Origin of the sequence: Streptomyces manipurensis, from assembly GCF_049570255.1 — a bacterium.
Lineage (GTDB): Bacteria > Actinomycetota > Actinomycetes > Streptomycetales > Streptomycetaceae > Streptomyces > Streptomyces manipurensis.
Genome location: NZ_CP186950.1, coordinates 5,388,724 through 5,408,046 on the forward strand (window position 1 = coordinate 5,388,724; position 19,323 = coordinate 5,408,046).

At 74.1% G+C, this 19,323-nt stretch carries 17 protein-coding genes; 12 read left to right on the top strand and 5 right to left on the bottom strand.

The features are described from left to right. Positions 1 to 92: 92 nt before the first annotated feature. From ACPU2J_RS24965 to ACPU2J_RS25000, 8 genes are all read left to right on the top strand, one after another. Positions 93 to 776 (top strand): response regulator, encoded by a 684-nt coding sequence (locus ACPU2J_RS24965; protein ID WP_365077744.1) that lies wholly within the window; start codon positions 93 to 95, stop codon positions 774 to 776. 115 nt (positions 777 to 891) lie between these two features. Then, positions 892 to 3,702, top strand: a complete 2,811-nt coding sequence (locus ACPU2J_RS24970) for a DNA translocase FtsK (RefSeq protein WP_423834012.1) — start codon at positions 892 to 894, stop codon at positions 3,700 to 3,702. Between the two features lie 219 nt (positions 3,703 to 3,921). Further along, the gene (locus ACPU2J_RS24975; RefSeq protein WP_420079423.1) at positions 3,922 to 4,812 is read left to right on the top strand and encodes a helix-turn-helix domain-containing protein; all 891 of its coding nucleotides are present in this window, start codon (positions 3,922 to 3,924) and stop codon (positions 4,810 to 4,812) included. Between the two features lie 192 nt (positions 4,813 to 5,004). Further along, positions 5,005 to 6,498 (top strand): 30S ribosomal protein S12 methylthiotransferase RimO, encoded by a 1,494-nt coding sequence (gene rimO, locus ACPU2J_RS24980; RefSeq protein WP_420079422.1) that lies wholly within the window; start codon positions 5,005 to 5,007, stop codon positions 6,496 to 6,498. After that, on the top strand, positions 6,495 to 7,151 hold the full coding sequence (gene pgsA / locus ACPU2J_RS24985; protein ID WP_420079421.1) for a CDP-diacylglycerol--glycerol-3-phosphate 3-phosphatidyltransferase: 657 nt from the start codon (positions 6,495 to 6,497) through the stop codon (positions 7,149 to 7,151). Before rimO ends, pgsA begins: the two co-directional genes overlap by 4 nt. 29 nt (positions 7,152 to 7,180) lie before the next feature. Then, positions 7,181 to 7,714, top strand: a complete 534-nt coding sequence (locus tag ACPU2J_RS24990; protein ID WP_365496444.1) for a CinA family protein — start codon at positions 7,181 to 7,183, stop codon at positions 7,712 to 7,714. Between the two features lie 109 nt (positions 7,715 to 7,823). Further along, entirely contained in the window at positions 7,824 to 8,201 is a 378-nt protein-coding gene (locus ACPU2J_RS24995; protein WP_360871662.1) for a helix-turn-helix domain-containing protein, read from the top strand. Positions 8,202 to 8,343: 142 nt separating this feature from the next. Beyond that, positions 8,344 to 8,655, top strand: a complete 312-nt coding sequence (locus tag ACPU2J_RS25000) for a hypothetical protein (RefSeq protein WP_420079420.1) — start codon at positions 8,344 to 8,346, stop codon at positions 8,653 to 8,655. Here ACPU2J_RS25000 and ACPU2J_RS25005 read toward each other — a convergent pair. The 4 genes from ACPU2J_RS25005 to ACPU2J_RS25020 form a co-directional block, all read right to left on the bottom strand. Beyond that, positions 8,603 to 9,373, bottom strand: coding sequence for an SDR family NAD(P)-dependent oxidoreductase (locus ACPU2J_RS25005; RefSeq protein WP_361589540.1), 771 nt, complete (start codon positions 9,371 to 9,373; stop codon positions 8,603 to 8,605). The genes ACPU2J_RS25000 and ACPU2J_RS25005 overlap by 53 nt on opposite strands. Before the next feature lie 129 nt (positions 9,374 to 9,502). Next, the gene (locus ACPU2J_RS25010; RefSeq protein ID WP_420079419.1) at positions 9,503 to 10,300 is read right to left on the bottom strand and encodes an Fpg/Nei family DNA glycosylase; all 798 of its coding nucleotides are present in this window, start codon (positions 10,298 to 10,300) and stop codon (positions 9,503 to 9,505) included. A 205-nt stretch (positions 10,301 to 10,505) separates the two neighbouring features. Next, positions 10,506 to 11,192, bottom strand: a complete 687-nt coding sequence (locus tag ACPU2J_RS25015; protein ID WP_420079418.1) for a hypothetical protein — start codon at positions 11,190 to 11,192, stop codon at positions 10,506 to 10,508. A 154-nt stretch (positions 11,193 to 11,346) separates the two neighbouring features. After that, complete coding sequence (locus ACPU2J_RS25020) at positions 11,347 to 15,936, bottom strand: ATP-dependent helicase (RefSeq protein ID WP_423834013.1); 4,590 nt, start codon at positions 15,934 to 15,936, stop codon at positions 11,347 to 11,349. Positions 15,937 to 16,016: 80 nt separating this feature from the next. Here ACPU2J_RS25020 and ACPU2J_RS25025 point away from each other — a divergent pair, with 80 nt between their 5' ends. The 3 genes from ACPU2J_RS25025 (at position 16,017) to ACPU2J_RS25035 (ending at position 17,962) form a co-directional block, all read left to right on the top strand. Further along, on the top strand, positions 16,017 to 16,850 hold the full coding sequence (locus tag ACPU2J_RS25025; RefSeq protein ID WP_361589529.1) for an AraC family transcriptional regulator: 834 nt from the start codon (positions 16,017 to 16,019) through the stop codon (positions 16,848 to 16,850). Between the two features lie 174 nt (positions 16,851 to 17,024). Continuing rightward, the gene (locus tag ACPU2J_RS25030; protein WP_361589636.1) at positions 17,025 to 17,657 is read left to right on the top strand and encodes an AzlC family ABC transporter permease; all 633 of its coding nucleotides are present in this window, start codon (positions 17,025 to 17,027) and stop codon (positions 17,655 to 17,657) included. Beyond that, on the top strand, positions 17,654 to 17,962 hold the full coding sequence (locus tag ACPU2J_RS25035) for an AzlD domain-containing protein (protein WP_423834014.1): 309 nt from the start codon (positions 17,654 to 17,656) through the stop codon (positions 17,960 to 17,962). The genes ACPU2J_RS25030 and ACPU2J_RS25035 overlap by 4 nt, the downstream gene beginning before the upstream one ends. On the opposite strand, the gene ACPU2J_RS25040 is transcribed toward ACPU2J_RS25035, so the two are convergent. Beyond that, on the bottom strand, positions 17,931 to 18,932 hold the full coding sequence (locus ACPU2J_RS25040) for a hypothetical protein (RefSeq protein ID WP_423834015.1): 1,002 nt from the start codon (positions 18,930 to 18,932) through the stop codon (positions 17,931 to 17,933). The two genes, ACPU2J_RS25035 and ACPU2J_RS25040, sit on opposite strands and share 32 nt — an antisense overlap. 80 nt (positions 18,933 to 19,012) lie before the next feature. Here ACPU2J_RS25040 and ACPU2J_RS25045 point away from each other — a divergent pair, with 80 nt between their 5' ends. Next, positions 19,013 to 19,207 carry a DUF3046 domain-containing protein gene (locus ACPU2J_RS25045; protein ID WP_420079415.1) on the top strand — a complete coding sequence of 65 codons (195 nt, stop codon included), beginning with the start codon at positions 19,013 to 19,015 and terminating at the stop codon, positions 19,205 to 19,207. Positions 19,208 to 19,323: the final 116 nt, after the last annotated feature.

The window sequence follows — 19,323 nt, forward strand, 5'->3', positions numbered from 1 at the left end:
GCGCACGGGTGCCGTTCTCCGGGACGGGGACCGGCTCACAGGCCGGAGCCAGGAGCCGGGGAGGCCCCGTGCCGGGGCGAGGAGGACAGGGCATGGTGCAGAAGGCCAAGATCCTCCTGGTCGACGACCGGCCGGAGAATCTGCTGGCGCTGGAGGCCATCCTCTCCGCGCTCGATCAGACACTGGTCCGGGCGTCGTCGGGGGAGGAAGCGCTCAAGGCGCTGCTGACGGACGATTTCGCGGTCATCCTGCTGGATGTCCAGATGCCGGGCATGGACGGGTTCGAGACGGCCGCGCACATCAAGCGGCGCGAGCGCACCCGGGACATCCCGATCATCTTCCTCACCGCGATCAACCACGGTCCGCACCACACGTTCCGCGGGTACGCGGCGGGTGCGGTGGACTACATCTCCAAGCCCTTCGACCCGTGGGTGCTGCGGGCGAAGGTCTCGGTGTTCGTGGAGCTGTACACGAAGAACTGCCAACTGCGCGAGCAGGCGGCCCTGTTGCGGCTCCAGCTGGAGGGCGGCGGCTCGAACGGCGTGGACGCCGGCAAGGAGACGGCCGGCCTGCTGGCCGAGCTCTCCGCGCGGCTCGCGGCCGTCGAGGAGCAGGCGGAGGCGCTGACGAAGCAGCTCGGCGAGGATTCCGCCGATGCGGGCGTGGTGGCCACCGCGGCCCACCTGGAGCGCAAGCTGACCGGGCTGCGACGGGCCCTCGACGCCCTGGAGCCGGGGGCCGCGGGAGGGGCGCCGGTCCTGCCCGCGCAGAACTGACCCTGCGTGTCGACGGCTTGGCGGAGCGTCAAAGAGCCCGCGGAGTCGGCGACACGAACGGGTGAAGGGGTGGGCACGCGTGTCCACCGGGGCGCGCACCGGTAACCTCGGGCGCATGGCCTCACGTACGTCCGGTAAGGGTTCCCCGAGCGCCGCGGGCACCGCGAAGGGCCGCACCGGCCGTACGACGGAGCCCGCGAAGAAGGCGGCCCCCGCCCGCAAGCCCCCCGCGAAGAAGGCCGCGGCCGCCCGGCGCGCCCCGGTCAAGAAGGTCGCGGCGAAGCCCGCGCCGTCCCCCACGGGAGGTGTGGTCCGGCTGGTGCGCGCCGTGTGGCTGGGCTGCGCGCACGCCGTGGGCGCCGTCTTCCGCGGCATCGGCCACGGCGCGAAGAACCTGGACCCGGCACACCGCAAGGACGGCGTCGCGCTGCTGCTGCTGGCGCTCGCGCTGATCGTGGCCGCCGGTACCTGGTCGAACCTGAGCGGTCCGGTCGGGGATCTGGTCACCATGCTGGTCACGGGAGCCTTCGGGCGACTGGATCTGCTCGTGCCGGTCCTGCTCGGCGTCATGGCGGTACGTTTCATCCGCCACCCCGAGCAGACCGACGCCAACGGGCGCATCGGCATCGGGCTCTCGGCCCTCGCCATCGGCGTCCTGGGGCTGGTCCACATCGCCTGCGGGGCACCGGGCCGGGACGAGGGCACCACCGCCATGCAGGACGCGGGCGGACTCATCGGCTGGGCCGCGTCCAAGCCGCTGATCTTCAGCATGGGCGCGCCGCTGGCCGTGCCGATGCTGGTGCTGCTGACCGTCTTCGGCCTGCTCGTGGTCACCGCGACCCCGGTCAACGCCATCCCGCAGCGGCTGCGCCGGCTCGGCATCCGGCTCGGGATCATCGCCCCGAACGAGTACGACGAGGCGTACGGGGAGGCCGAGGGCGGCCCGGCCGGCCGGCACGACCCCGAGCAGTGGCGGGCCCGCGGCGGGGCCGGTCCCGACTCCGGGGACCCGGCGGACTTTGCCGAGGAGGAGGCCCTGGCGGCCCGGCGGCGCCGGCCGCGCAGGTCCGCCGCCCGGCCCGCCAGGGAGGGGGAGATGGACGCCGTGGACGTGGCCGCGGCGGCCGCCGCCGCGCTGGACGGGGCCGTCTACGGCGGCATGCCGCCCTCCCCGCTGGTCGCCGACCTCACGCAGGGCATCGGCGGCGAGCGCGAGGGGACCGAGCACACCGCTCCGGTTCCGGCCGCCCGCCCCGGCCGGCCGGCCGCGCCCGCGGAACCCGCCGCGGCCCCGGAGCCCGCCCCGGCGCCGGCCGCCCCGGCCGCCGCCGAGCAGCCGCACGCCACCACCGCCGCGGCCTCCGGGACCCTGTCGGTGCCGGACCTGACCAAGTCCGCGCCGGAGGCCCAGCCCCTGCCCCCGCGGGCCGAGCAGCTCCAGCTGCGCGGGGACATCACGTACGCCCTGCCCTCGCTCGACCTGCTGGAGCGCGGCGGCCCCGGCAAGACCCGCAGCGCCGCCAACGACGCCGTGGTGGCCTCGCTGACCAACGTGTTCACCGAGTTCAAGGTGGACGCGCAGGTCACCGGCTTCACCCGCGGCCCGACGGTCACCCGCTACGAGGTCACCCTCGGCGCGGCCGTGAAGGTCGAGCGGATCACGGCACTGGCGAAGAACATCGCCTACGCCGTGGCCTCCCCGGACGTGCGCATCATCAGCCCGATCCCGGGCAAGTCCGCGGTCGGCATCGAGATCCCCAACACCGACCGCGAGATGGTCAACCTCGGTGACGTCCTGCGCCTCGCGGACGCGGCCGAGGACGACCACCCGATGCTGGTGGCCCTGGGCAAGGACGTCGAGGGCGGCTACGTCATGGCCAACCTCGCCAAGATGCCGCACGTGCTGGTGGCGGGCGCCACCGGCTCCGGCAAGTCCTCCTGCATCAACTGCCTGATCACCTCGATCATGGTGCGGGCCACCCCGGAGGACGTCCGGATGGTGCTCGTCGACCCCAAGCGGGTCGAGCTCACCGCGTACGAGGGCATCCCGCACCTGATCACGCCGATCATCACCAACCCCAAGCGGGCGGCGGAGGCGCTGCAGTGGGTCGTGCGCGAGATGGACCTGCGCTACGACGACCTGGCCGCCTTCGGCTACCGGCACATCGACGATTTCAACCAGGCCATCCGGGAAGGCAAGATCAAACTGCCGCCGGGCAGCGAGCGGGAGCTCAACCCCTACCCGTACCTGCTCGTGATCGTCGACGAGCTCGCCGACCTGATGATGGTGGCCCCGCGCGACGTCGAGGACTCGATCGTCCGCATCACCCAGCTGGCCCGCGCGGCCGGCATCCACCTGGTGCTCGCCACGCAGCGGCCGTCCGTGGACGTGGTCACCGGCCTGATCAAGGCCAACGTGCCCTCGCGTCTGGCGTTCGCCACCTCCTCGCTGGCCGACAGCCGGGTCATCCTCGACCAGCCCGGCGCCGAGAAGCTCATCGGCAAGGGCGACGGGCTGTTCCTGCCGATGGGCGCCAACAAGCCCGTCCGCCTGCAGGGCGCCTTCGTCACCGAGGACGAGATCGCCGGGATCGTCCAGCACTGCAAGGACCAGATGGCGCCGGTCTTCCGGGACGACGTCACCGTGGGCCAGAAGCAGAAGAAGGAGATCGACGAGGAGATCGGCGACGACCTGGACCTGCTGTGCCAGGCGGCGGAGCTCGTCGTCACCACGCAGTTCGGCTCCACCTCGATGCTCCAGCGCAAGCTGCGGGTGGGCTTCGCGAAGGCCGGCCGGCTCATGGACCTGATGGAGTCGCGGGGGATCGTCGGGCCGAGCGAGGGTTCGAAGGCGCGCGACGTCCTGCTGAAGGCGGACGAGCTCGACGGCGTGCTCGCGGTGATCCGCGGCGAGACGGATTCGTAGCCGAATCGCGGGCAACCGTTTCCCATGGGGCCGCGTCAAGTTGAAGGGACGGGACGGCACCGCGCACGACACGCGTACGGCGTCGGGCCGGCCCGCCGGAGGGATCCTCCCGGCGCCATTCGTATGGCGTAGGAAGGGCACCCTCCGGTTGCTCCACCCTTTCGTACCCCCCCTAGACTGGACATCCAGCAGGTGGCTACACGCTCGAAAGGCGCCCTTGTGTCCATCGGCAACTCCAACTCCCCCGAAGACGAGCGTCCTTCGACCGACGACCGGTCCGAGGACCGTCTCGTCGAACGTTCCGTCGATGAGCCGTCCATCGGGACGGCCCTCAAGAAGGCCCGGATCGCCGCCGGGCTCACAGTCGACGAGGTCAGTTCCACCACCCGCGTGCGCATTCCGATCGTGCACGCGATCGAGGAGGACGACTTCACGCGGTGCGGCGGCGACGTGTACGCCCGCGGCCACATCCGGACGCTGGCCCGCGCCGTCAACCTCGATCCGGCACCCCTGGTCGAGAGCTACGACGCGGCCCATGGCGGCCGGCCGGCACCCACGCCCGCCGCGCCGATGTTCGACGCCGAGCGCATCCGGCCCGAACGGCAGCGGCCCAACTGGACCGCGGCCATGGTCGCCGCCATCGTCGCCGTGATCGGCTTCGTGGGCTTCACGGCCTTCAGCGGCGACGACGACAAGGACAAGCGCCCCGTGGCGGAAGGATCCGCCTCGCCCAAGCCCGCACCCAAGCAGACCGTGGCCAAGCCGCCCGCCCAGGTCCCGCAGGCCCCGCAGACGCCCAAGCCCTCGGACAGCGCCATCGCGGCCGCGCCCAAGGACCTCGTCACGGTCGTCCTGACCGCCGACACGGGCGAGAGCTGGATCTCCGCGAAGGACTCCACCGGCCGGCTGCTGTTCGACGGCACCCTCGTCCAGGGGGAGTCCAAGACCTTCACCGACAAGGAGTCCGTCGACCTCGTGCTCGGGGACGCCGGCGTGGTGAAGCTCTTCGTGAACGGCAAGGAGATCAAGGAAGACTTCCGCCCCGGCCAGGTGGAACGCCTCACATACACCAAGGAGGACCCCCTGAAGGACCAGCCCCAGGCGGGCTGAGACAGGGGCCGCCCCAGGGCGGACAGCGCGATCCGGGATCCCCGGGGTGCCACCGGCACCCCGGGGATCCCGGCGTCCGGGGGGCTTCGCGGGCCGGGCCGGCCCGGCCCGCGAAGCCCGCGAGCCGGGCACGACCGGCGGGGCGCCCCCTCGCGGCGGGGGCCGGCGCCGGGACGAAGTAGTCTTGAGTCCATGCCCGAACGCCGTACCGTCGCCCTTGTCACTCTTGGCTGCGCCCGTAACGAGGTGGACTCGGAGGAGCTCGCAGGCCGCCTGGCGGCGGATGGCTGGGAGCTCGTCGAGGACGCCGCCGACGCGGACGTGGCCGTCGTCAACACCTGCGGCTTCGTCGAAGCCGCCAAGAAGGACTCCGTAGACGCCCTCCTGGAAGCCAACGACCTCAAGGACCACGGCCGCACGCAGGCCGTCGTCGCCGTCGGCTGCATGGCCGAGCGCTACGGCAAGGAGCTCGCCGACGCCCTGCCCGAGGCGGACGGAGTCCTCGGCTTCGACGACTACTCCGACATCTCCAACCGCCTCCAGACCATCCTGAGCGGCGGAAACGTCGAGGCCCACGCCCCCCGCGACCGCCGCCAGCTGCTGCCGATCAGCCCCGCCGAGCGGCAGTCCGCCGACGTCGCCCTCCCCGGCCACGCCCAGGAGCCCGCTGAGGCCCCCGCGGACCTGCCCGAGGGTGTCGCGCCCGCCTCCGGCCCGCGCGCGCCCCTGCGCCGCCGTCTGGACAAGAGCCCGGTGGCCTCGGTCAAGCTGGCCTCCGGCTGCGACCGCCGCTGCTCCTTCTGCGCCATCCCGTCCTTCCGCGGGTCCTTCATCTCCCGCCGCCCCGCCGACGTGCTGGGCGAGACCCGCTGGCTCGCCGAGCAGGGCGTCAAGGAGATCATGCTGGTCTCCGAGAACAACACCTCGTACGGCAAGGACCTCGGCGACATCCGGCTGCTGGAGACCCTGCTGCCCGAGCTCGCCGCCGTGGACGGCATCGAGCGCGTCCGCGTCAGCTACCTCCAGCCCGCCGAGATGCGCCCGGGCCTGATCGACGTGCTCACCTCGACCCCCAAGGTCGTGCCGTACTTCGACCTGTCCTTCCAGCACTCCGCCCCCGACGTGCTGCGCGCCATGCGCCGCTTCGGCGACACCGACCGCTTCCTGGAGCTGCTGGACACCATCCGCTCCAAGGCCCCGCAGGCCGGCGTCCGCTCCAACTTCATCGTCGGCTTCCCCGGCGAGACGGAAGCCGACTTCGCCGAGCTGGAGCGTTTCCTCACCCACGCCCGCCTCGACGCCATCGGCGTCTTCGGCTACTCGGACGAGGACGGCACCGAGGCCGTCACCTACGAGAACAAGCTGGACGAGGACACGATCGCCGAGCGCCTCGCGCACATGCAGCGGCTCGCCGAGGAGCTCACCACGCAGCGCGCCGAGGAGCGGATCGGGGAGACCCTGGAGGTGCTCGTCGAGACGGTCGTGCCGCTGGACGAGGCCGAGGAGGGCGAGGGCGCCTACGGGCGCGCGGCCCACCAGGCCCCCGAGACCGACGGCCAGGTCGTCTTCACGGACGGCGCCGGACTGGTGCCCGGGCGTATCGTCACGGCGAAGGTCGTCGGCACCCTGGGCGTGGACCTGGTGGCCGAGCCCCTGGACACGGACTTCGAGGAGGCGGCCGGATGACCGGAGTCCCGGCATCGACGGCGGGCGGGACCGGCCGCCGGCCCGTTCCCGGCGCGAAGCTGGGGGCCGCGGCCGTCAACCAGGCCAGCCTGTGGAACATCGCCAACATCCTGACGATGGTCCGGCTCGTCCTCGTGCCGGGATTCGTCCTCCTGCTGCTCGCCGACGGGGGCTACGACCCCGTCTGGCGGGCCTGGGCGTGGGCGGCCTTCGCCGTGGCCATGATCACGGACATCTTCGACGGGCACCTCGCCCGGACGTACAACCTGGTCACCGACTTCGGCAAGATCGCCGACCCCATCGCCGACAAGGCGATCATGGGGTCGGCGCTGATCTGTCTGTCCTGGCTGGGCGACCTCCCCTGGTGGGTGACCGGGGTGATCCTCGGCCGCGAGCTGGGGATCACGCTGATGCGCTTCTGGGTCATCCGCTACGGAGTGATTCCGGCCAGCCGCGGCGGCAAGCTGAAGACGCTCGCCCAGGGCACGGCGGTGGGCATGTACGTCCTCGCGCTGACCGGGCCGCTGGCGACCTTCCGCTTCTGGGTGATGGCCGTCGCCGTCGTGCTGACCGTCGTCACCGGTTTGGACTACATCCGGCAGGCGGTCGTCCTGCGCCGCCAGGGTCTGGCGGCGGAGCGGACCGCGAGGTGACCCACGGGGCGGGGGGTGCTCCGGAGGCCGTGACGGGCTCCGGAACGGCCGACGGGTACGAGGCGGCGGCGGACGTGCTGCGGCTGCTCGCGGAGAGTGACCAGACGCTCGCGGTGGCCGAATCCCTGACCGGCGGGATGGTGGCCGCGGCCCTCACGGCCGTACCCGGTGCTTCTCGGTCGTTCCGCGGATCGGTCACGGCGTACGCCACGGAGATCAAGCACCTGGTCCTGGGCGTGGACGCCGCGCTGCTGCGGGCCGAAGGCGCGGTGAACGCGCAGGTCGCAGCCGAGATGGCGGGCGGAGTGCGGCGTGTGATGGGCGCTTCGTGGGGAATCGCGACGACGGGGGTGGCCGGCCCGGAGCCCCAGGACGGGCAGCCGGTGGGGACGGTTTTCGTCGCGCTGGACGGTCCGGGGGGCAGGAAAACGGCCCTGCTGAGGTTGAACGGCTCCCGGGCGGAAATTCGTAGGGAGAGTGCACGCACAGTGCTCGGGCTTCTCGCGGACCAACTCCGGGAGAATGCGCGGAGGCAGGATACGGAACAGAACGGGGGGATTTGATGTTTGCAGCCCTGAGTGAACACGACATCGCTCCCCGCACGGCCGCGGCGCGAGGCGGTACGGTGGGGCGTGAAGGATGCGGCTACACGGTCAGAGGAGGGAGCCACCGATGATTCTGCTCCGTCGCCTGCTGGGTGACGTGCTGCGTCGGCAGCGCCAGCGCCAGGGCCGTACTCTGCGCGAAGTCTCCTCGTCGGCCCGAGTTTCGCTCGGCTATCTCTCCGAGGTGGAGCGGGGGCAGAAGGAGGCATCCTCCGAGCTGCTCTCCGCGATCTGCGACGCGTTGGACGTACGGATGTCCGAGCTGATGCGCGAAGTCAGCGACGAACTGTCGCTGGCCGAGCTGGCACAGTCGGCCGCGGCAAGCGAACCGGTCGGCGTACCGGTCCGCCCGATGCTCAATTCGGTATCCATGGCTTCGGTCGCGGGTCCGGAGCGGGTGACCATCAAGGCGCCTGCGGAAGCGGTGAATGTCGTAGCCGCGTGAGCACGTGCGTGTTCGAGTGTGGCCGGGAGCCCCGGCCGGTGCGTGATGCACCGGCCGGGGCTTCCGGCCGTTCTGGGTGCGCGTGGGCAGGGGCTGCGAGACGATGGGGCCGTCCGGGTCCCGGCCCCCTGGGAGGCAGTCGGTGCGGCCGTTGCTGCGCATACCTGTGGTGCCGGCCGTCGCGCTGGCGGTGGGTGCCCTGTGGTGGTGGGCCGTCCTGAGGCTGCTCCTGGTCCCGGCCGAGTCCGGGGCCGTGGAGGGCGCGGTGGCCGTGGGTGGCTGGGGGCTCGGGCTGCTGCCGGTGCACTGCGTGCCCGCTCCCGTACGCCGGCTGCGGAGGAGCGCCGACGGGGCCGGCCGGAGCGCGGCGGCACCGGGCGCGTCACCGCTGGGGGTGACGGTCACCAGGGCATCGACACCCCACCGTTCGGGCGAAGGATCTGGCCCGTCATGAAGGACGAGGCGTCGCAGGCCAGGTAGAGCACCGCCCGGGCGACGTCCTCCGGCTCCCCGACCCGGCGCAGCGGCGACAGGCGGACCATCGCCGCCTCGGTCTGCTGCTGGACCTCGGGATCGTGGCGTGCGGTCATGGGGGTGCGGATCCAGCCGGGGGCGACGGCGTTGACGCGTATGCCGTGCGGGCCGGCCTCGGTGGCGAGGGTCTTCGTGAGCTGGACGACGGCGGCCTTGGCCGCGCTGTAGCAGAGCAGGCCGGGCTGGGCGGCGTCCACGGCGCCCGAGGCCATCGTGACGATCGAACCGGGACGGCCCGCCGCGATCATGGAGCGGGCGGCCTCCTGGCAGGTGCGCAGGACCCCCTTGAAGTTCACGTCGAACACCCGGTCGAGATCCTCGTCCGTCGTGTCCAGGACGGTGCTGGTGTGCATGATCCCCGCGATGGCGGCGGCGATGTCCAGCGGGCCGGCGGCGGTGACGGCGGCACGGAGCGCGGCCCGGTCGGTGACGTCGAGGGGGTGGACCTCGGCCGTCCCGCCCGCCTTCCCGACGAGGGCGGCGGTCTCGGCGAGACCCTCCGCGTCGCGGTCGGCGCAGTGCACGCGGGCTCCGGCCCCGGCGAGGAGGAGGGCGGTGGCGCGGCCGATGCCGTTGGCGGCGCCCGTGACCAGGGCGGTGCGGCCGGTGAGGTCGTACGGGGCTGTGGGTGTGGGCATGCGGGGACCGTACGACCGGATCTGACGGGTAGTCAATTGCCGTGCGGGCGGTCCTGGGGGCGGGCGCCGGGTGCGGGCGGGGCCCGCCGGGCCCGGGGCGGGGGGGCTTTGCGGGCCTCGGGGAACGGCTCAGGGGGTGGGGCCGGTCTGGCAGCGCGGGCACCAGTAGGTCGGGCGGTCGTCCTGGGGGGCCTCCCGGACGGTGGCGCCGCAGCGCAGGCAGGGCCGGTGGGCGCGGCCGTAGACGAACAGCTCCTGGCCGGGACGCCGGCGTCCCGTGGTGTTGCGGCGGTGGCCGGGCTCGTCGCCGCAGTTCGCGGCGAGCAGCCGGTGGGCGGCCGCGGCCAGGCGGGGCAGGTTCTCCTCGGGGAGCGAGCCCACCGGGGTCCAGGGCGTGACCTGGGCCAGGAAGCAGAGCTCGGCCTTGTAGATGTTGCCGATGCCGGCGAGGTTGCGCTGGTCGAGCAGGGCCTCGCCGAGGGGCCGCTCGGGGGCGGTGAGCAGGTTGGCGGCGGCGCGGGCGGGGTCCCAGTCCGGGCCGAGGAGATCGGGACCGAGGTGGCCGACGGCGCGCTCCTCCTCGGCGGTGCGCAGCAGCTCCAGGACGGGCAGGCGGTAGCCGACGGCGGTCCGGTCGGCCGTGCCGAGGACGGCCCGGATCTCGTGGTCGGGGCCGCCGCGCCACTTCTGCCCGGGGGCGAAGACGCGCCAGGCGCCGTCCATGCGGAGGTGGCTGTGCAGGGTGAGGCCCCCTTCGAGGCGGTGCAGGAGGTGCTTGCCGCGCGGGGTGACGTCGAGGGTGAGGCGGCCGGTGAGGTCGGCCGTGGCGAACCGGGGGACCCGCAGGTCGCTGCGGGTCAGTTCCCGGCCCGCGAGGGCCGTGTGCAGTCGCGTGGCGGCGCGCCGGATGCTGTCGCCTTCGGGCATGGACCCATTGTGGCCCGGGGGCGCCCGCCGCGGGCGCGCCCTCACGGGCCGTCGGGGACGCGGGTCGGGAGTGACCGGGGGCGGGCGGTGCGGCGGAAGGCGTCCGGAGAAAGGCGCGAGCCCCCGCGCCGGAATGCGGCCGCAGGGGCTCGGCGGATCATGAAGGGGCCGAGGGCCGAGGGCCGAGGGCCGGAGGGGCCGCTCGTCACTTCCAGACGAGACCCTTGTTCGGGTAGCCGTAGGGGTTGCCCCAGTACTCGGCGGCGGTGACCTTCGTCTGGGCCGACGGGGCGAGGGCCAGCGCGCAGCTGGTCTGCGTCCGGCCGTTGGTGAAGCCCTTCGGCAGCGACTCGTTCGCGCACTTCTCGAACTTGCCGATGACCGACACGCGCTGCGCTTCGGTGCCGTCCCCGAGCAGGCCCTTGATCTGCGTGACGGAGGAGTACGACAGGTCCGTGGTGCCGGTGTTCTTGACCGAGTAGCGGATGTAGTAGGGGATCATCCCCTTCACCTTGTCGCCGAGCTTGAGGGGCTCCAGGTCGGCGGGGTCGCCCTGCTCGATCGCGGTGACCGTGAGGGCGATCTGGCCGCCCTTGTTGTTCCCGTAGCTGAACGGCATCTCCGCAGCCTCGCCGATCTTGAACGTCTGGCCGGACTTCGCCGTGCCGTTCGCCCCGGCGGGGGCCTCGCCGCCACCGGTGGTGGCGCTGGGACTGCCCGCTTCGGACGGGGCGGTGGCAGAGGGGGACGCGGCCCCGGCCGAGGCGGACTCGCTCGGCGGCGCGGGGGTCAGCTCCTCGTTGCCGTTCTTGCAGCCCGTCAGGGCCAGGGTTCCGGCGACCGCCAGGCCGACCGCGCCGAGGGTGGTGGAACGCATGCTGGTGGTGCTCACTCTTCTGCTCCCCCATGACTGTGCATCGCCTGTGCAATGCCTGTGATCATCTTGATAAAGGATGAATAAGCGCCTGCGCCAGCTCAGAGACGGCCGGCGACAGTCCTGTGACATGTCCAGGACGTGAGCGGAACAGTCGGTACCGTTGCGGTGCTCATGAACGCAAGCGCAAACCTCTCGGGGTGGCATGGAAACCGGCCGCCTCCAGGGCCCGGCCCATGGGCGAGGTCAGCGCGGCCTCGGTATTGATCCGCTCCACTGTCAGCGCCGGCAGGGTGCCCGCCCGGCAACCGGCGGCCAGCGCGGCGACCGCGGCCGTCAGGCGCGGGTCCTCAGGGCCGGGCCAGGCCAGCAGGGTCTTGCCGCCGCGCTCCAGGTACAGGCACAGCTCCCCGTCCACCAGGGCCACCAGGGACCCGGCCTTCCGGCCCGGCTTGTGCGTGGCCCCGGCCGGGGGCTCCGGCCAGGGCAGGGCCGCCCCGTACGCGTTCGCGGGGTCGGCGGCGGCCAGTACCACCGCCGCCAGCGGGGGCGGGGTCCGCTCGGCGGCCCGCAGCCGGTCCACCGCGCCGTCCATCGCGAACTGGGCCGCGCCCAGTCCCTCGACCACGTAGCCCCGGCGGGCCTGGCCGCTGTCCTCGAAGGCCGAGAGCACCCGGTAGACGGCGCTGAACCCCCCTTCGACCCCCTCCGCGGCGACCGCGCCCCGGGTCACCACCCCGTGCCGGTCCAGCAGGGTTCGGGCCAGGGCGTGGGCCCGGTGGGTCGGGTCGGGGGAGTGCTGCGGGAGCAGGGACCAGCGCCCGGACACCGTCGGCGGTCCCGTCCGGGACGCGGTCGCGCCGACCGTGCCGTACCGCCCGCGCGGGACGGTGCGCCGGGCGCGGTGGGCCGTCGACCCCGCCGTGCGGCCCGAGCCCAGGAGGGAGCGCAGCGGCGCCAGGGTGTCGTTGGTGAGCCGGCCCGACCAGGCCAGGTCCCACAGCGCCTCGGCGAGCGCGAGGTCGGACACCTCGGGGAAGTCCGCCCGGACGGCCTGCGAGATCTGCCGGAAGAACAGGCCGTACCCGCCCGCGAGGGAGTCCAGCACCGCCTGCTGGACGGGGCTCGGCTCCAGCGGGTGCGGCGGGGGCAGCAGCAGCGGCGCCGCGTCGGCCAGGTAGAGCGAGACCCAGCCGTCCTTGCCGGGCAGGGCACCCGCGCCCGCCCAGACCACCTCGCCCGTGGTGGTCAGCTCGTCCAGCAGGGCCGGGGAGTAGCCGCTCACCCGCGAGGGGAGGATCAGCCGCTCCAGGGCCGAGGCCGGGACCGGGGCGCCCTGGAGCTGCTCGACCGCGCGGGCCAGGCCGTCGAGCCCGCGCAGGGCTCCTCCCAGGTGCTGCCACTGCGGGAGGAACGTGGCCAGCGAGGTCGGCGGGACCGGCTCCAGCTCCTGCCGGAGCGCGGCCAGGGAGCGGCGGCGCAGCCTGCGCAGCACGGTCGCGTCGCACCACTCCCGGCCGATGCCCGCCGGGTGGAACTCGCCCTGCACCACCCGGCCGGCCGCGGCCAGCCGGTTCAGGGCGCCCTCGGTCACGGCCGTGCCCAGCCCGAAGGCGGTCGCGACGGCCGTCGTGGTGAACGGCCCGTGGGTGCGGGCGTACCGGGCGAGCAGGTCACCCAGCGGGTCCTTGACCGGCTCGGTGAACGCCTCCGGCACGCCGACGGGCAGGGCCGTGCCCAGTGCGTCCCGCAGCCGGCCGGAGTCCTCGACGGCCGCCCAGTGGTCGGTGCCGGCGATCCGGACCCGGATCGCACGGCGGGCGGCGGACAGCTCCCCGGCCCAGGCCGGATCCGCACCGCGCTCGGCGAGCTGGTCCTCCGTCAGCGGGCCCAGCAGGCGCAGCAGGTCGGCCACCGACTCGGCGTCCTTGGCCCTGCGGTCCTCGGTGAGCCACTGGAGCTCCCGCTCCAGCTCCTCCAGCACCTGCGCGTCGAGCAGCTCGCGCAGCTCCGCCTGGCCCAGCAGCTCGGCCAGCAGCCGGGAGTCCAGCGACAGCGCGGCCGCCCTGCGCTCGGCGAGCGGCGAGTCGCCCTCGTAGAGGAACTGGGCGACGTACCCGAAGAGGAGGGAACGGGCGAAGGGGGAGGGCTCCGCGGTGGTGACCTCCACCAGCCGCACCCGGCGCGACTCGACGTCGCCCATCAGCTCCGTCAGGCCGGGCACGTCGAAGACGTCCTGGAGGCACTCGCGCACGGCCTCCAGCACGATCGGGAACGACCCGAACTCCGAGGCGACCTGGAGCAGCTGGGAAGCGCGCTGGCGCTGCTGCCACAGCGGGGTGCGCCGCCCCGGACTGCGGCGCGGCAGCAGCAGCGCGCGGGCCGCGCACTCGCGGAAGCGCGAGGCGAACAGCGCGGACCCGCCGACCTGTTCGGTGACGATCCGGTCGACGTCGCCGCGGTCGAAGACGACGTCGGAGGCGCCCAGCGGGGGCTGGTCGTCGTCGAAGCCGAAGGCGGGCGAGGCCGCCGGGTCGTGGTCGAGGAGGTCCATGGACAGCAGGTCCGCGTCGGGCAGCCGCAGCACGATCCCGTCGTCGGCGTGCATCACCTGGGCGTCCATGCCGTACTTCTCGGCGAGGCGGGCGCCCAGCGCCAGTGCCCACGGGGCGTGCACCTGGGCGCCGAACGGGGAGTGGACCACCACCCGCCAGTCGCCCAGCTCGTCACGGAACCGCTCCACCACGATCGTCCGGTCGTCCGGGACGTGGCCGCAGGCCTCGCGCTGCTCCGCGAGGTAGGCCAGGACGTTGTCGGCGGCCCAGCCGTCGAGCCCGGCCGCCCGCAGCCGCGCCCGGGCGTCCTCCTCGCCGAGGCCGCCGAGCTCGCGCAGGAACGCGCCGACCGCACGGCCCAGTTCCAGCGGACGGCCGAGCTGGTCGCCCTTCCAGAACGGCAGCCGGCCCGGCACGCCGGGGGCGGGGGTGACCAGGACCCGGTCGCGGGTGATGTCCTCGATGCGCCAGGTCGTGGTGCCCAGGGTGAAGACGTCGCCGACCCGCGACTCGTAGACCATCTCCTCGTCCAGCTCGCCGACCCGGCCGCCGCCCTTCTTCGGGTCGGATCCCGCGAGGAACACACCGAACAGCCCCCGGTCGGGGATCGTGCCGCCGGAGGTGACCGCGAGGCGCTGGGCGCCGGGCCTGCCGGTGACCGTCCCCGCCACCCGGTCCCAGACCACCCGCGGCCTGAGCTCGGCGAACGCGTCCGACGGATAGCGGCCGGCCAGCATGTCCAGCACCGCCGTGAACGCCGACTCCGGAAGCGCGGCGAAGGGCGCGGCCCTCCGCACCAGGGCCAGCAGGTCGTCCAGCTGCCAGGTGTCCATGGCGACCATCGCGACCAGCTGCTGGGCCAGGACGTCGAGCGGGTTGGCGGGGACGCGCAGGGACTCGATCGCGCCCGTCCGCATCCGCTCGGTGACCACGGCCGCCTGCACCAGGTCGCCCCGGTACTTGGGGAACACCACTCCCGTGGAGACCGCGCCGACCTGGTGCCCGGCCCGGCCCACCCGCTGGAGCCCGGAGGCCACCGACGGCGGCGACTCCACCTGCACCACCAGGTCCACCGCGCCCATGTCGATGCCCAGCTCCAGGCTGGAGGTGGCGACGACGGCCGGCAGCCGGCCGGCCTTGAGGTCCTCCTCGACCAGCGCCCGCTGCTCCTTGGACACCGAGCCGTGGTGGGCCCGGGCCAGCAGCGGCGGCGCGCCCAGGGCCGAGCCCGACTGGGCCATGACCTCGGCGGGCGAGGCGTGCTCGGGCAGCTTCTCGCCGACGGCCCGTTCGTACGCGATCTCGTTGAGCCGGTTGCACAGCCGCTCGGCGAGGCGGCGGGAGTTGGCGAACACGATCGTCGAGCGGTGCGCCTGCACCAGGTCCGCGATGCGCTCCTCCACGTGGGGCCAGATCGACGGTTTGTCACCGCCCTCACGCCCCTCCGTCGCCGGGGAGCCGCCCAACTCGCCCATGTCCTCCACCGGCACGACCACCGACAGGTCGAACTCCTTGGCCGACGGCGGCTGCACGATCTCCACCCGGCCCCGCGGCGCGAGGTACCGGGCGATCTCGTCCACCGGACGGACCGTCGCCGACAGGCCGATCCGGCGGGCCGGGCGCGCCAGCAGCTCGTCCAGCCGCTCCAGGGACAGGGCGAGGTGCGCGCCGCGCTTGGTGCCGGCGACCGCGTGCACCTCGTCCAGGATCACCGTCTCGATCCCGGTCAGCGCCTCGCGCGCCGCCGACGTCAGCATCAGGAACAGCGACTCGGGCGTGGTGATGAGGATGTCCGGCGGCCGGGTGGCCAGCGCCCGCCGTTCTGCGGCAGGGGTGTCCCCGGACCGGATGCCCACCCGGATGTCGGGCTCGGGCAGGCCCAGCCGCACGGACTCCTGACGGATGCCGGTCAGCGGGCTGCGCAGGTTGCGCTCCACGTCGACGGCGAGGGCCTTCAGCGGCGACACGTACAGCACGCGGCAGCGCTTGCGCGCCTCGGCGGGCGGCGGGGTGGAGGCCAGCCGGTCGAGGGCGGCGAGGAACGCCGCCAGGGTCTTGCCGGAGCCCGTGGGCGCGACCACCAGCACGTCCGAACCCTCCCCGATGGCCCGCCACGCCCCCTCCTGCGCGGAAGTGGGCCTGACGAAGGCCCCCGTGAACCACGAGCGGGTCGCGGGGGAGAACGAGTCGAGCGCAGCGCCTGCCATGCCCCCATCGTGCACCCCGCCACCGACAGTGGGCCGGACCTGGGAGAACGCGCGTCCGGCACGGGGCGCAGAATGGGGGGATGGGGACGCAGGACGGCCACCGGGAGTGGGCACGGCACTGGCAGTACGCGGAACTGCCCGGCCTGGACCTGTTGCGCGCCCACTACGTGCGCCACACCTTCCCCCGGCACGCGCACGACGGCTACGTCATCGCGGCGGTCACCGGCGGGATCGAGGAGGTCGGCCTCCCCGGCCAGGTGCTGCGCGCCGGTCCGGGCAGCGTGGTCCTGATCAACCCGGAGGTGCCGCACACGGCGCGCGCCGGGGCGCCCGAGGGCTGGGCGTACTCCACGCTCTACCCCTCCCGCGAGCTGATCGCCGAGGTCGCCGCCGAGATCGGCACCCTGCGCGGCACCCCCGGCTTCACCGCGGCCATCGTCGCCGACCCGCGGGCCTCGCAGACGATCACCGAGGTGCACCGGGCCGCCGAGGCCGGGAACGCGCTGGCCGCCGACACCCTGCTGCGGGGCGTGGTCGCCCGGATGCTCACCCGGTACGCCGCGCCGCTGCCCGTCCGCGCCGTCCGCGGCGCGGGCGGCGCCGACGCCGCCGCGGCCAGGGCCGTACTGGAGGAGCGGCTCGCCGACCCGCCCTCCCTGGAACAGCTCGCGGCGCAGCTCGGCACCAGCCCGTTCGCCCTGCTGCGGGCCTTCCGAGAGCGGTACGGGATGCCGCCGCACACCTGGCTGACCGACGCCCGGGTGCGGCGCGCCCGCCGCCTGCTCGACGCGGGCACCCCGCCGGCGGAGGCGGCCGTCGCCGTGGGCTTCACCGACCAGCCCCACCTGAACCGTCACTTCACCCGGATCGTCGGCGTCCCGCCCGGCGCCTACCGGCGGGAGCGGAACACCTAGGGTCCCGGCCGGCACCGGCCCGCACGTGCAAGAACGTACAAGACCGTCCGGGCCGGCCCCGCGTACGTTCGGGGCGTGGGAGAGCAGAGCACGGCCGCAGCGCCGCAGACACGACAGACACGGGGGACACCCCCGGCCGAGGGGCGGCCGCGCGCCGCCGTCGTACGGGACGCGCTGGGCGTCGGGGTGGCCGTCGGGCTGTCCGGTTTCGCCTTCGGGGTGACCGCCGCGGGCGCCGGGATCAGCACCCTCCAGGCCTGCGTGCTCAGCCTGCTCGTCTTCACCGGGGCCTCCCAGTTCGCGCTGGTCGGTGCGCTCGCCGCGGGCGGCAACCCGTTCACGGCCGCCGCCGGAGCCTTCTTCCTCGGCACCCGGAACGCCTTCTACGGGCTGCGCCTGTCGCAGCTGCTGGGGCTGCCGCGGGCCGTACGGCCGCTCGCCGCGCACTGGGTGATCGACGAGACCACCGCCGTGGCGCTGGCCCAGCCCGACCGCAGGTCGGCCCGGCTCGGCTTCACCGTCACCGGCCTCACCCTCTACGTGCTGTGGAACCTCACCACCCTGCTCGGCGCGCTCGGTGCCGAGGCCATCGGCGACACCCGGGCCTGGGGGCTGGACGCCGCCGGACCGGCCGTCTTCCTGGCGCTGCTGGCGCCGATGCTGAAGACGGCCACCGAGCGGGCGGTCGCCGCCCTCGCGCTCGTCCTCGGGCTCGGCTTCCTGCCCGTGCTGCCCGCGGGGGTGCCCGTGCTGATCGCGGCCCTGGCCGCCCCCGTCGTGCTGTGGATGAAGGGACGCCGCTCGTGAACGTCTGGATCGCCATCGCCCTGACCGTCGTCGGCTGCTACGCCGTCAAGTACGCCGGCCTGCTGGTCCCCGCGGGCGCCCTGGAGCGGCCCGTGGTGCGCCGCCTGGCCGCGCTGCTGCCGGTGGCGCTGCTCGCCGCGCTGACCGCGCAGCAGACCTTCAGCACCGGTTCCGCCCTCGTCGTCGACGCCCGCGCCGCCGGACTCGCCGCGGCGGGGCTGGCACTGCTGCTGCGGGCCCCGTTCCTGGTGGTCGTGGCCGCCGCCGTCGTGGTCACGGCCGGGATGCGGGCCCTGGGCGGCTGACCTGGGCCGGGAGCCGGCCGTACGCCCGCAGCGTCAGCAGGGCCTCCAGGGTGGCGATCGGCCGCCGCTCCAGCGCGCTGCCCGGCGCCCAGTCCCGGCGGCGCACGGGCCAGCCGCCGTCGGGCTGCTGCTCGCACGCGAGGAAGTCCAGCGAGCGGGCCAGCTCCTCGTCGGTGAACCAGCCGCGGGCGAGCGACTCGGGCCGCCGGGCGACGTCGTACGGAAAGAGCTGCTCGTCCGGCCCGTAGCCGGGGGCGGGCGGGTACGCGTCGCGCCGCCGCGGGTCGAGGACCACGAGGCGCTGCTCGCGCACCAGGCGCCCGAGCCGGTCCGCCGCCGCGGCGGCCCGTGCCCGGTCCGGGACGCCGTCGAGGAAGGCCACCGCGCTCTGGATCTCGTACGGGTGCGAGTGGCGCAGGTTCTCGATCCGGTCCCAGCAGAAGTCCGTGGCGCGGAAGAGCCAGGCGTGCCAGACCCGGTTGCGGTGCAGGACGCCGACGACCGGTCCCGTGGTCAGCAGCTCGCCCGGCGGGTCGTCGTGGACCGGGTGGTAAGGGGCCGCGGGGTAGGCGCGGGGGGAGGGGAAGACCACCGGGAGCGCGCCCTCGGCGGTGGACACCCCGGTCAGGTGGCGGCAGATCCGCTCGACGCGCTGCCCGCCGCAGCGGCCGAGGGAGTCCAGGACGCGCAGGGCGTGCGCGGTGTGCAGGGGCTGGCTCAGCGGGCCGCGCAGGTCCGGGTCGAGCGCGTGCCCGTACCCTCCGTCGCCGTTGAGGTACGAGCCGAGGGCGGTGTCCACCGGGTCGGCGTCCCCTCCCAGGAAGTGGAACGCGAACCGGCGCTGCTCCAGCACCCGGGCCGTGAGCCAGACGAACTGCTCGGCGCGGGCCAGCGGGGTGGGGGCCGCCGGCGGGTCTGCGGGGGTCTGCGCGGGCTGCGGGTGCTGTGGGGAAGCTTCGTCTCCGGGCATGCGTGCACGGTAGGGCCCGGCGGTGGGGCGACGAGGAGGAACGCGGGCGGTGCACTCTCCCGGGGCGGGATACTGGGGACATGCGGTTGACGATTTTCTGGGAACGGATGGCGGAGCACTTCGGAGAGGCCTACGCCGACTCCTTCGCGCGCGACCACGTCATGGCGGAGCTGGGCGGGCGGACGGTCCGCCAGGCGCTGGACGCGGGCTGGGAGACCAAGGACGTCTGGCGCGCGGTGTGTTCGGCGATGGACGTGCCGGCCTCGCTGCGCTGACCCGGCCGCCGCCGGACGCGGCGCGGGCCGTGCGCCCGCCCGGCCGGGAGCCTGTGGACGCCGCTTCGCGGCGGGGGCGCCCGGTGGGACAGACTGGGCGGCGTGGCAGCACGTGA

Bases quoted from the DNA above. Each gene is read 5' to 3' on its own strand.
- rimO (WP_420079422.1), top strand. From the start codon at position 5,005: ATGCCCGAACGCCGTACCGTCGCCCTTGTCACTCTTGGCTGCGCCCGT.
- ACPU2J_RS25040 (WP_423834015.1), bottom strand. From the start codon at position 18,932: ATGCCCGGAGACGAAGCTTCCCCACAGCACCCGCAGCCCGCGCAGACC.
- ACPU2J_RS25010 (WP_420079419.1), bottom strand. From the start codon at position 10,300: ATGCCCGAAGGCGACAGCATCCGGCGCGCCGCCACGCGACTGCACACG.
- ACPU2J_RS25025 (WP_361589529.1), top strand. From the start codon at position 16,017: ATGGGGACGCAGGACGGCCACCGGGAGTGGGCACGGCACTGGCAGTAC.
- ACPU2J_RS25045 (WP_420079415.1), top strand. From the start codon at position 19,013: ATGCGGTTGACGATTTTCTGGGAACGGATGGCGGAGCACTTCGGAGAG.
- ACPU2J_RS24965 (WP_365077744.1), top strand. From the start codon at position 93: ATGGTGCAGAAGGCCAAGATCCTCCTGGTCGACGACCGGCCGGAGAAT.
- ACPU2J_RS24970 (WP_423834012.1), top strand. From the start codon at position 892: ATGGCCTCACGTACGTCCGGTAAGGGTTCCCCGAGCGCCGCGGGCACC.
- ACPU2J_RS25020 (WP_423834013.1), bottom strand. From the start codon at position 15,936: ATGGCAGGCGCTGCGCTCGACTCGTTCTCCCCCGCGACCCGCTCGTGG.
- pgsA (WP_420079421.1), top strand. From the start codon at position 6,495: ATGACCGGAGTCCCGGCATCGACGGCGGGCGGGACCGGCCGCCGGCCC.
- ACPU2J_RS25005 (WP_361589540.1), bottom strand. From the start codon at position 9,373: ATGCCCACACCCACAGCCCCGTACGACCTCACCGGCCGCACCGCCCTG.
- ACPU2J_RS24995 (WP_360871662.1), top strand. From the start codon at position 7,824: ATGATTCTGCTCCGTCGCCTGCTGGGTGACGTGCTGCGTCGGCAGCGC.